Origin of the sequence: Fulvivirga kasyanovii (assembly GCF_009711405.1) — a bacterium.
Taxonomy (GTDB): Bacteria; Bacteroidota; Bacteroidia; order Cytophagales; family Cyclobacteriaceae; genus Fulvivirga; species Fulvivirga kasyanovii.
In genome coordinates this window covers 1-11,389 of sequence record NZ_SMLW01000456.1, presented here as the reverse complement: position 1 = coordinate 11,389, position 11,389 = coordinate 1, and the positions used below count along the sequence as shown (strand labels likewise).

At 41.8% G+C, this 11,389-nt stretch carries 9 protein-coding genes; 2 read left to right on the top strand and 7 right to left on the bottom strand.

Going from position 1 to position 11,389, the window contains the following annotated elements; translation table 11 throughout:
- From E1163_RS07730 to mutS, 3 genes are all read right to left on the bottom strand, one after another.
- The coding region (locus tag E1163_RS07730; protein WP_221417959.1) for a hypothetical protein at window positions 1-1,128 on the bottom strand (1,128 nt) is incomplete at its 3' end.
- Window positions 1,129-1,172: 44 nt separating this feature from the next.
- On the bottom strand, window positions 1,173-1,895 hold the full coding sequence (locus E1163_RS07725) for a porin family protein (protein ID WP_155170860.1): 723 nt from the start codon (window positions 1,893-1,895) through the stop codon (window positions 1,173-1,175).
- Between the two features lie 278 nt (window positions 1,896-2,173).
- The gene (gene mutS / locus E1163_RS07720; protein ID WP_155170859.1) at window positions 2,174-4,786 is read right to left on the bottom strand and encodes a DNA mismatch repair protein MutS; all 2,613 of its coding nucleotides are present in this window, start codon (window positions 4,784-4,786) and stop codon (window positions 2,174-2,176) included.
- 138 nt (window positions 4,787-4,924) lie between these two features.
- Here mutS and E1163_RS07715 point away from each other — a divergent pair, with 138 nt between their 5' ends.
- The gene (locus E1163_RS07715; protein ID WP_155170858.1) at window positions 4,925-5,458 is read left to right on the top strand and encodes an RNA methyltransferase; all 534 of its coding nucleotides are present in this window, start codon (window positions 4,925-4,927) and stop codon (window positions 5,456-5,458) included.
- A gap of 41 nt (window positions 5,459-5,499) precedes the next feature.
- Here E1163_RS07715 and E1163_RS07710 read toward each other — a convergent pair whose 3' ends face one another.
- The 4 genes from E1163_RS07710 to E1163_RS07695 form a co-directional block, all read right to left on the bottom strand.
- Window positions 5,500-7,041, bottom strand: coding sequence for a S8 family peptidase (locus E1163_RS07710; protein WP_246223551.1), 1,542 nt, complete (start codon window positions 7,039-7,041; stop codon window positions 5,500-5,502).
- Between the two features lie 153 nt (window positions 7,042-7,194).
- Window positions 7,195-7,938 carry a LytR/AlgR family response regulator transcription factor gene (locus E1163_RS07705; protein WP_155170857.1) on the bottom strand — a complete coding sequence of 248 codons (744 nt, stop codon included), beginning with the start codon at window positions 7,936-7,938 and terminating at the stop codon, window positions 7,195-7,197.
- Complete coding sequence (locus E1163_RS07700; protein ID WP_155170856.1) at window positions 7,935-8,987, bottom strand: sensor histidine kinase; 1,053 nt, start codon at window positions 8,985-8,987, stop codon at window positions 7,935-7,937. The genes E1163_RS07705 and E1163_RS07700 overlap by 4 nt, the downstream gene beginning before the upstream one ends.
- A gap of 65 nt (window positions 8,988-9,052) precedes the next feature.
- Window positions 9,053-9,766, bottom strand: a complete 714-nt coding sequence (locus tag E1163_RS07695; RefSeq protein WP_155170855.1) for a LiaF transmembrane domain-containing protein — start codon at window positions 9,764-9,766, stop codon at window positions 9,053-9,055.
- A 220-nt stretch (window positions 9,767-9,986) separates the two neighbouring features.
- Between E1163_RS07695 and fumC the strand changes: the two genes are divergently transcribed.
- Complete coding sequence (gene fumC, locus E1163_RS07690) at window positions 9,987-11,387, top strand: class II fumarate hydratase (RefSeq protein WP_155170854.1); 1,401 nt, start codon at window positions 9,987-9,989, stop codon at window positions 11,385-11,387.
- The last annotated feature ends 2 nt before the right edge of the window (window positions 11,388-11,389 follow it).

The window sequence follows — 11,389 nt, the reverse complement described above, 5'->3', positions numbered from 1 at the left end:
TTCAGCTCGAATCGTACCGGTTCCATAGTCCCCATTTTGAAGCACGATTTCTCCTGAAGAAATCTCAACTTCAAAGCTGAAGGAAGGCTCATCTTTAGCAGCTTTATTAGCTTCATAGGTCATAGGATAACCACTACCTGTATCTGTAATATTTGCATTTCCACTTACATTGCCTGAACCATCGACAGTCCAGATTGCTGCCAACCCGGAACCACCAAACAGTGATGTCACTGTTACATTTAATTCAGCACCTGGAGTATAACCAGTTCCTGTTACATCTACATCAAAATCATCAATGCCACCATCAGCCGTCATGCTACCAAAATCAACATAAATTTCAGCCTGTGTTCCATCAGCATCAGTAGGTGCAGGTAAAGTTGCAACTATAGACGGAACGCTTGGTATGTCAAGTGCTGAACCATGAGGATTAAACACAGTAGAAATATTGGCAAGACTTGGCAAAGTTGCAGGAAACTCCTCATCCCCCTTATTACCGTTCTTAGCTATTTTTTGATCCAAAGTGAGGGTCTGATATTTTAAAGTATACTCCACTCCATAATTAGTTGCTGGTACAACCAGTTCATAATTACCATTTGCATCTGTTGTAGCAGAGATCTCTATGCTGTTTCCAGAAAAATCTTCAACGTTAAGGATGGCAATAACCTCAGTTCCTTCGGGCACAATTTCAGTCTCTTCGTTGGTAAGATCTGTTTCTATTTCCAACTTACCTTTAATAATCGCAGTATTTTCAGTAAGAGAAAGCACATCTACAGTAGTTGTAAAGTGACCTTCACGATAGTTGGTTACATCAATGTCTACCAACTTGTTAACTTTAGTAAAACCTTCTTTTTCAACCGTTACAGGCAGGCCCCCACCTATTTTAATATCAGAAAAAGAAGCAACACCTTGCTCATTGGTTTCTGCAGTTACAGTGGCTCCATCTTTAATGATTGATACAGTAGCTCCACTTACAGCAGTAGTGTTGAAATAGTCAGTAACATAAATAGAAACATCAACAGTTTGTTGAGCATTCAAAGCATCCTCTTCAGTAAAATCATCTTTACAAGAAGTGAAAACACCCGCAAGTATGATCACCAAAAGGAACGATAGGATTCTTGTTTTTTTCATTATAGAACTCATGATTTATTTAATTTTTAATTTTTAAGCTTTATTTAAAATTTAACACCAACAGTAAATGAGAAGGCATTGGCCGTTACATCTTCAGTAACTTCTACAAAATCGATGTAACTGAAAGATTCTTTAACCGGGGTAATACCATATTGATAAGCGGCTCCTATAACCAAATCAAAACTTCCCTCAGTAGGAATATCGAATTGCAGACCGGCTACAGCGCCAAACTGAAAGTTTTTGTACTGGTCAGAAACCACATCTTCACCTGCAGCGGTTACAAAAACATTTCCGTTTAGCTGACCTGTTTTCTGATAAGATTCCGTTGCCGAAATGTTGTATGACATGTATGGGCCTATCAGGAATTTAGGAAAGGCAGGATTGCTGAAAGGTGCAAAACGTGCCTGAACAGGAACATAAATGTTGTGCAGGGTAACTGAAGCATCCTTAACATGGTTGTTGAAAAAGTCTGATGATCCGCCAAACCTGGACTCATCTTTAAATTGTAAATAGGTACCACCTGATTGAAAATAAGCTACCTCTGCTTGTACTGCAAGCATATCATTGATCTGATAAGAGCCGAAAGCTCCGGCTGTAAAACCTAATCTGGATCCTGTATGATATGAAGAACTCAACTCACTCATAACAGCACCCGCTTTAAACCCATATTCTATGGTTGCACTGGTGGCCTCCTCCTGCGCAAATGCAGACGAAACACAGAACAACATCAAGAGGGCTTTTGCGTATACCACTTGGACTAACTTCATTTTGTTTAATTTTAAATTATTATTATATAAGTAATAAGGTTATTATGCCATTAAAGTATAAAACATAACAGATTTTCAACGTATCTACATGTTTAACTGGCGGCAAATCTAATATGCGTAATTGAATAATTCAAACTTTATTTTGATAATTCTTGCAAAAATTTCACAATAATTTAAAATATCCTGCATGCTGGTTACCTGCACGGTTTACACGGTATATAGCCGTTTTTAGCCGGATCTTAATAGAAATCAGGCAGATAGATAAATGAATAGTAAGATTATTCCTTGCCCTTTAGTACTACTTTGATCTCGTTAAGTTTAAGAAGGGCTTCTACCGGTGAAATGGTGTTGATGTCAAGTGCGTCCATCATTTCCTGCACTTGCTTATATTTTGGATCAGCCTCGAAAAGGCTCATTTGGTAGTTGGCTTTTGGTACTTCTTCAAGTTTTTTCCGGGTGTCATTTTTATGCTTGTCCTTCTCTAGGAAATGCATAATCTCGTTGGCTCTTATGACCACTTTATTCGGCATACCGGCAAGTTGGGCCACATGGATACCAAAGCTATGTTCACTACCACCCTCCTTGAGCTTTCGCATAAAGATGATCTTATCTCCAACTTCCTTTACGGATACATTAAAGTTTTTAATGCGGGGAAAGTCTTCTGTTAGTTGATTAAGCTCGTGATAATGGGTGGCAAACAAGGTTTTGACACGATAATCCTGATGGTTATGCAAAAATTCGACTATAGACCAGGCAATGGAGACTCCGTCATAGGTACTGGTACCCCGGCCGATTTCATCCATCAGCACCAGGCTCCGGTCACTGAGGTTGTTGAGGATGCTGGCTGTTTCGGTCATTTCAACCATAAAAGTTGATTCGCCCTTTGACAGGTTGTCAGAGGCCCCCACACGGGTAAAGACTTTGTCAACCATACCAATCGAAGCCTGTTTGGCCGGAACAAACGACCCCATTTGCGCCATAAGCACAATTAAAGCCGTCTGCCGGAGCAGGGCAGACTTACCAGCCATGTTGGGCCCTGTTATGACCATGATCTGCTGATGATCGTTGTCCAGAAAAACATCATTGGGAATGTAGGATTCACCTAAGGGAAGCTGCTTTTCTATAACAGGATGCCGGCCTTCTTTGATATCTATGGCAGTAGAGTCATTGACCTCAGGCATTACGTACTTGTTGTTCCTCGCGATGATAGCAAAAGAATTCAAACAGTCCACTGTGGCCAAAACCCTTGCATTTTGCTGTATTTGGGTCACGTAATCGGCCGCACTCACGACCAGTTCATAGAATAGTTTCTGCTCAATAACAAACAATCTGTCTTCTGCATTGAGAATCTTCTCTTCGTAGACCTTGAGCTCCTCAGTGATATATCTCTCAGCGTTAACCAGGGTTTGCTTTCTGATCCATTCGCCAGGCACCTTATCTTTGTGGGCATTGCTTACCTCGAGGTAGTAACCAAAAACTTTATTGTAAGCTATTTTTAAAGAAGAAATGCCCGTGCGCTCAACTTCTCGCTTTTGTATCTGAATAAGATAATCCTTGCCAGAATACGCTATTTTTCTCAGCTCATCCAGTTCTTCATTAATGCCGTCTTTGATCAAACCGCCAACATTGGATGTTAACGGCACCTCTTCTTTCAGCTCATTTTCTATCTTTTCCAGCAGGAATTCGCAGGGATTAATCTGATCCGCCAGTTTTTTGAGTTCTGCAAACTTACTCTCCTGCAGGATCTTCTTGATCGGCAAAGTATTTTTTAAGGCCTTCTTGAGCTGGTTCATTTCCCGCGGATTGATACGGCCAACGGCTACTTTGGATATTAACCTTTCCAAATCGCCGATTTGCTTAAGGTTTTGTTGAATATCATCAAGAAGATCGGTATTTTCCGTAAATCCTTTGACAGTATTTAATCGCTCATTGATGGTGGTTATTTCCTTTAGAGGCAATACCATCCACTTCTTCAACAACCGCGAACCCATCGGCGTAACCGTACAATCCAGAATATCAATTAATGGGACACCTCCATCATGTTGTGGATAAATCAATTCCAGGTTACGAATAGTAAATTTATCAAGCCAAACGTATCTGTCTTCGTCAATTCTCGATATTGAGGAAATATGTTTTACTTCACGATGTTCCGTTTCTTCCAGATAATGTAAAACCGCTCCCGCTGCAATAATGGCATCATCCATTCCTTCAATACCAAAGCCTTTGAGTGTGGTGGTTTGAAAATGGGCCGTCAGTTTTTCATAGCCAAAATCGAAACTGTAGATCCACTCGTCTAATGAAAAGGTATTGTAGTCATCCTGAAAAAGCTGTCTGAGATCTTCTTTTGCAGATTTGCAGAAGATAACCTCGGAAGGGTTGAATCCTTGAAATAATTTAGAGATATAATCTTTTGACCCTTGAGCAGTCATAAATTCTCCGGTAGAAACATCCAGAAAAGCCACGCCGGCCCGGTCTTTTGAAAAGTGTATAGAGGCCAGAAAGTTATTTGCCTTCTTTTCCAGCACATTATCATTAAAGGAAAGGCCTGGAGTAACCAGCTCCGTTACACCTCTTTTAACTATACCCTTAACCGACTTTGGATCTTCAAGCTGATCACAAATGGCCACACGATTACCTGCCCTTACCAGTTTCGGTAAATAAGTATCCAGTGAATGGTGAGGGAAACCTGCCAGCTCTATGTGAGAAGCGGCTCCATTGGCACGCTTGGTCAATACAATGTCCAGAACCTTGCTGGCTTTAACTGCATCTTCACCAAAGGTTTCATAAAAATCGCCAACCCTGAATAGCAATAAGGCTCCCGGGTACTTCGCTTTAATAGCGTTGTACTGCTTCATTAACGGAGTTTCTTTTGCGTCTTTGGTTTTAGCCATTTTATGATCAATTAAGGTCACAAAGATTAATTTTTTTGGTGCGATTAGCAAGGCTGGTGTCTTACTGTCTTTTTAATTACACATTACACACTAAATGTTAGCTTTGTATTTTTAAAACGAAAGCTATCAGAAAGTAAGATGCGCAAACTTGCCAACGAAGAACTGGAGAGAAAATCCATAGAAGAGTTTAAAAAAAGTGAAAAGCTTCCAGTCGTGATATTTCTGGATAATATAAGGAGCCTGAATAATGTCGGCTCGGCCTTCCGTACAGCAGATGCATTCCTGGTAGAAAAAATCTATCTGGGCGGTATCACGGGCACACCCCCGCACAGAGATATAACCAAAACCGCGCTGGGTGCTACCGAATCAGTGGAGTGGGAGCATATGCCAGACACGATGGCCGGAATAAAAAAGCTAAAAGAGGACGGCTACAAAATAGTCTCTGTTGAGCAGGTTGACAAAAGCGTTATGTTAAGCAATTTTCAGCCAATAGCCGGGGAGAAGTACTGCCTTGTTTTCGGCAATGAAGTTTTTGGTGTTGATGAAAAGATTGTAGAGGTCTCTGACAAATGCATTGAAATACCTCAACATGGTACTAAGCACTCATTAAATATTTCAGTAAGTGTGGGAATCGTCATTTGGGATTTTTATAACAAGCTTGGAAACAAGTAAGCCCGGCAGACCTTCATAGCCCGCCTGGGTTTACTACCTGTTTAATTAACCGCAGCCAATGCGTCTAAAGTACCCCATCCATATTCTGAGCTTCTGCTCGGATACAGATCAGCACTTTGTTTCATTTTATTAAGTACCTGATCCCTGGACCAGCCTGGGTTCTTTGACCATACCAAAGCTGCTATACCCGCAGCGGTGGCTGTCGCAACCGAAGAACCTCCCACTGTGGACGGATCACTACCACTCATGGCCAGGGTAAGGGCGTGTTTGCCGCTTCCTGATCTTTCCATAACCACAGTGAAATCTACTTTATCTCCTGAATGACAGATATCACATCGCTGATAACCGCTTCCTTCTTTTACTCCTGTCACAGCAACGGTCTCATTCATTGATGCAGGAAATATTACACCGTACCAGTTTGTAAATGAAGTTGATGTACCTGCCGCTGCAAATATTAATTTACCTTTACCATAGGCGTAACGTATAGCATCTGCAACTTTAGAATTACTGAAAACATCTCCAATTGACATGCTAATGATCTTAACATCACTTCGATTGCCAAGGAAAACAAGAGCATCGGAAACACCTGTTTTCTCACTGCCTCCGTTAATAACTACATCCCCCGTGCCTCTTACGGCTACAAGATTGGCATTATAGGCTACACCCACTGAACTTCCGGAAGTACTTCTCGGGGCAGCAATGGTACCAGCCATAGCCGTGCCGTGGCCACATTGGTCATTTGGCCCGTCAGGATCATCCCATGGCCACCAACTGCTTACATAAAAACCATATTTGTGAACATATCTTCCGCTGGAATATCCTGAATTGAATTCTCCGTTAAGCTTGGTTTGGTTTGGAGATATACCTGTGTCGATCAGGCCTACGGCTATACCACTTCCTGTGCTATGGCTCCAGGCCTGAGGGATATTCATATAGCTGTAGTTCCACGACACCTTGGCATTAGGGGCAACCACTGTGTAATCGCCTGAAGGGATACCATAATCGGGGTCGTTTGAGCAACCTTTGCTGCTTTCTTCTCTACCCTCAGCAGCATAGCGGGCAAAATCCACTTCATAGCCCAAAGGCTCAACATAACGCACATTAGGCAAAGACCTGAGCCTGGTAATTACGGCCGGGTCAGTGATATGTATTTCCACATAAGGTAATACATTATGTGCACGTAAATCAATATCTTCCGACTCAAGGGGCTGATCATTACCTTTATTAATAATGTAAAGGGCTTCCTCAACAACATTCTCACGGGCTTGCACCCAGTTCTTTCCTTTAATATCAATGGTAGCCATTCTTGAGTTGACATCACTCTCGCCCTCCGGCTGATAACCAATAGTCAATGTGGAGTCTGAATGCATCAAAGCACTCCAAAGCACCTGATCGGACGCATCCCTCCAATTAAATTCATTGGTTGCTTTTAGGGACTCCATGATTTGATCATCAATCTGATCTCTTGGGATGAGCAGCAGTTCCTGGTCTACCTGAGGGGCTTCCAGTTCGTTGGGGTCATTAGTACACCTCATCAGCATGGCGCTGAGGAATACCAATAACAGTAATCTGTAGTTGGTCATAAATTTCATAGGTTTAGGTTAAAAGTTGTTTTAGGCATAAAAGCCTAATTTCACCTAAACTCGAAATTTTATTTCCTTAAAGCAACCAAAAAACAAAGAATCTTGTGACATGTAAGGTTTTTGCCCATTATTACAGAATAAATAAAAGGGAAATCAAAAATTGAGTACTTCTTTTAGCGAACTATAACCCGCTCGGCTTACAGAAATTTTTGCGCCGGATTTAAGTATTGCTACATACGTGTCTTTCGACATAGCCTCTAACCGGTCTATGCTACCAATGGAAACTATATACGACCGGTGAACTCTGACAAATTGATTTTCAGGCAATGAGGATTCCAGGTATTTCATGGTAAGCTGTTTCAGGTATTTTTTGCCCTCACTGTGGATAGCAACATAATCATCCTGAGCTTCTATGAAATCAACTTTATCCAGAGAGATTATGACAATTTTACTACCCAGCCTTACCACCAACCGATCAAGTTCCTCACGGGCACCTTCCCGGCTCTCCTGGATTTTAGCAACCAGTTCCTTATCTCCTCCTCCCGTCAGGCGCTGCCTGGCCTTCGATATAGCTTCGTTAAAGCGGCTTTTTGAATACGGCTTCAGCAGGTAATCAGCAGCACTTTGCTCAAAGGCTTTAAGCGCAAACTCGTCAAATGCCGTACTGAATATGATGACTGGCACTGTATCCAGAAGCTCAAGCATTTCAAAACCCGTAAGCTTGGGCATTTGCACATCAAGAAAGATCAAATCGGGTTTTACCTCATGGATGGTCTTTACACCTTCAAATCCGTTGGCGCACTCTGACACTACTTCTATATCAGGATGGTCTTTGAGATATGCCCTTATAACATCCCGGGCCAGTTTTTCATCATCTATTATTAGAGCTTTTATCATTTTTCCGGTGATTGGGGGATCAACAAGTGAACTGTAAATATCGTTTTCTCTTTTTCAATAGTCATCAGGCCCATTGTGCCATAAGTCAATTCCAGCCGATTGCGGACATTTTTTAGCCCTATCCCTTTTCCTTTCTGTGGTGCTCCCTCAGAGTCATAGTTGTTGGATACCGAAATCTTGAGATTTCCATCTTCACATTTACAAGTAGTCTTTATTTCTACGCCTTCCAATTGCTCATAAATTCCATACTTAATAGCATTTTCATAAATGGGCTGCAAGATCATGTTTGGCAGAGCCATGCCCAGACATGCCGGATCAATTTCATGCACCGAAGTAAGCCTGTCACCAAAACGCACTCTTTCTATATCCAGGTACAACTGCATCTGTGCCAGTTCATCTTTTAATGAATGTTTTTCCGGGCTTTGGGTGCCCAAAGAGGACCTGAGAAAATCCGAAAGTTTTATCACCATGTCTCTGGCCTTGTCAGGATCGGTAATAGTAAGGGAGCTTACCGAGTTCAGGCTGTTAAATATAAAGTGCGGATTGATTTGGAATTTGAGCATTTCAAGCTCCGAATGCCTGAGCATACCCTGTAGCTGCAACTCTTCCTGCTCTTTTAGGCGAAGGTTGTTATTGTAGCGCAGCAGGTAATATACCATAATGATCAGGGCAAGGAAAAACGCATTGATAATAATCCTCCATATGAAAGACACATCAACCAATATCTGATAATTTTCATCACCTGAAAAGAATCCTGAAAGCACTGCACTTGCACCATATACCACCAGCAAAGCCGAGATAGCAGCACCCAAAACATGGCTAAAGATTACCCCGGAGATACCCTGACTTTCGGGCGAAACATACTGCACAACATACCAATAGCTCAGGCCTATACCGGCCAAAAAAGCATTAGATACAATGGCATCGGCCAACGAAATTGATAATGGCAACTGATAATGGTAGTATAGCAAAACCGCATGAGCAGCAATAACTACTGCCCATGCCGATATGTAAAATACTATTGCTTTACCTGCCAGCGGGTGTTTCATTTTTAATTATTGAGTACTGAGATATCAGAGTTGAATAGTTTTCTATCAGAAACCAAAGGTCATACTCACTTCTGAAGTTTTACATCTCCTCCTCCAAACATAACAAACCCTTTAATAATCAACACTTTGTCAGGATTAGGAATCACTTTTAAGGCTGTAGAACGTTTATCGCTGAAAGCTCCGAGTAGTGAGAATACTTCAACCTGAACAGTCCAGTCCGGTGGAACAATGATCTCAGTACCACCAAATATTACAAATACATCCAGCACATTATTGCCACTTGAGAGGTCTGCCGTTCTCAGATCCATTTGAGAACCTCCAAACATAGCAGTTATCCGGCCTCCTTTAAAATTTTGTGAATCTATGGTTCGCTCACGCCCGCCAAAAATGGCAAAGTCATCAATATAGTCTATATCATTTTTTTTTTCGTCCCCATCAAGGTGCCTTCCAAAGGTTGACCGGCGCATGATGAGTGAAATGCCAATGATAATAATAATGGCAGGTAAGAAGATTTGCCAAATATTGCGAATATAGAAAAAGCCAAGATCCTGCATGAGGAATATACCACCGACAGCAATCATAATTATACCGGCCTCCACTTTCTTTCGGCCCAAAATAAAATAGACACCAAGCAATATCAGAAAAGACTCCCATGAAAATAGTATCTCGGAGAAATAATACGGAATAAAATCCAGGTTATCCAATAGCCAGATGCCACCGAAGATGACAAGGATGATACCCAGCCAGAACCTCTTGTCGTTTGTATTGTATTCGCTCATGTTCTTTAATTTTAAGTTTTTAACTATTCAATTTTACTACTCTGTGACCGAAATAGTTGATATCAATCGGTTAGTGACGGGTGATTACCGGTAAATGCCGAACAAAATAGCGCGAAGATATCCATTCAAATGCCAGATTTTCCTTAAGTTGATATACGGACAGGGGCTGTTAAGCCAAATATTTTTCTAAATTTGCCCCAAAACGGAAAAGCTTGTACAAATGGACTTCAGAATAGAAAAAGATACCATGGGCGAGGTTAAAGTACCCGCAGATAAATATTGGGGCGCCCAAACAGAAAGATCTAGAAATAACTTCAAGATTGGTGATGCGGCAAGTATGCCTCTCGAAATTATCTATGGCTTTGCGTACCTGAAAAAAGCAGCGGCACATACCAACCATGCCCTGGGCGTACTCTCTGAAGAAAAGCGAGACCTGATTTCGAAGGTTTGTGATGAGATCCTTGAAGGTAAGCATGATGATCAGTTTCCGCTGGTAATCTGGCAAACAGGATCAGGTACACAATCCAATATGAATACCAATGAGGTAATTGCTAACAGGGCACATGTATTGGCCGGCAATAAACTGGGTGAAGGGAAAACTTTCATTCACCCTAATGACGATGTGAACAAGTCACAATCTTCCAACGATACCTTCCCGACCGGTATGCATATCGCCTGCTATAAAATGGTGGTAGAAAATACGATCCCCGGAGTTAAAACTCTTAGGGACACGCTCCACAAAAAATCACAGGACTTTATGAATGTGGTGAAAATCGGAAGAACGCACCTCATGGATGCTACACCACTTACTTTAGGTCAGGAGTTTTCGGGTTATGTTTCCCAGCTTGATCATGGTTTAAAAGCATTGAACAATACACTGGACCACCTTTCCGAATTAGCTTTAGGTGGCACGGCAGTAGGAACCGGCATCAACACGCCTGAGGGCTATGCCGAGCATGTGGCTAAAATGATTGCCGAATTTACGGGCCTTCCTTTCAAAACAGCAGAAAATAAGTTTGAAGCACTGGCTGCACACGATGCCATCGTTGAAGCGCATGGAGCATTAAAACAACTGGCTGTTTCTTTAAATAAAATTGCCAACGACATCAGAATGCTGGCGTCAGGTCCAAGATCAGGTATCGGGGAAATAAATATTCCTGCCAACGAACCTGGTTCTTCAATCATGCCTGGTAAAGTTAACCCCACACAGTGCGAAGCGCTAACTATGGTTTGTGCCCAGGTAATGGGTAATGACATGGCCATAACTGTTGGTGGAGCTCAGGGACATTACGAACTTAATGTATTCAAGCCTGTAATGGCATACAATTTCCTTCAGTCGGCTCGTTTGATTGGGGATGCCTGCGTGTCGTTTAATGAACATTGTGCAGTTGGTATAGAGCCTAATAATAAAAACATAGAGCAGCACCTCAATAATAGTTTGATGCTGGTAACTGCACTCAACACGCATATTGGTTACGAAAAAGCTGCAAAAATTGCTAAATCAGCACATGAGAATGGTACTACACTAAAAGAAGAAGCCGTTAAATCAGGGTTTTTAAGCGAGGAAGAATTTGATCAATGGGTAAGGCCGGAAGATATGGTTGGCAGCCTTAAAAACTAATT

What these genes read in the sequence shown, in the direction of transcription:
- E1163_RS07725 (WP_155170860.1), bottom strand. Translation starts at nt 1,895, where the DNA reads ATGAAGTTAGTCCAAGTGGTATACGCAAAAGCCCTCTTGATGTTGTTC.
- mutS (WP_155170859.1), bottom strand. Translation starts at nt 4,786, where the DNA reads ATGGCTAAAACCAAAGACGCAAAAGAAACTCCGTTAATGAAGCAGTAC.
- E1163_RS07715 (WP_155170858.1), top strand. Translation starts at nt 4,925, where the DNA reads ATGCGCAAACTTGCCAACGAAGAACTGGAGAGAAAATCCATAGAAGAG.
- E1163_RS07710 (WP_246223551.1), bottom strand. Translation starts at nt 7,041, where the DNA reads ATGACCAACTACAGATTACTGTTATTGGTATTCCTCAGCGCCATGCTG.
- E1163_RS07705 (WP_155170857.1), bottom strand. Translation starts at nt 7,938, where the DNA reads ATGATAAAAGCTCTAATAATAGATGATGAAAAACTGGCCCGGGATGTT.
- E1163_RS07700 (WP_155170856.1), bottom strand. Translation starts at nt 8,987, where the DNA reads ATGAAACACCCGCTGGCAGGTAAAGCAATAGTATTTTACATATCGGCA.
- E1163_RS07695 (WP_155170855.1), bottom strand. Translation starts at nt 9,766, where the DNA reads ATGAGCGAATACAATACAAACGACAAGAGGTTCTGGCTGGGTATCATC.
- fumC (WP_155170854.1), top strand. Translation starts at nt 9,987, where the DNA reads ATGGACTTCAGAATAGAAAAAGATACCATGGGCGAGGTTAAAGTACCC.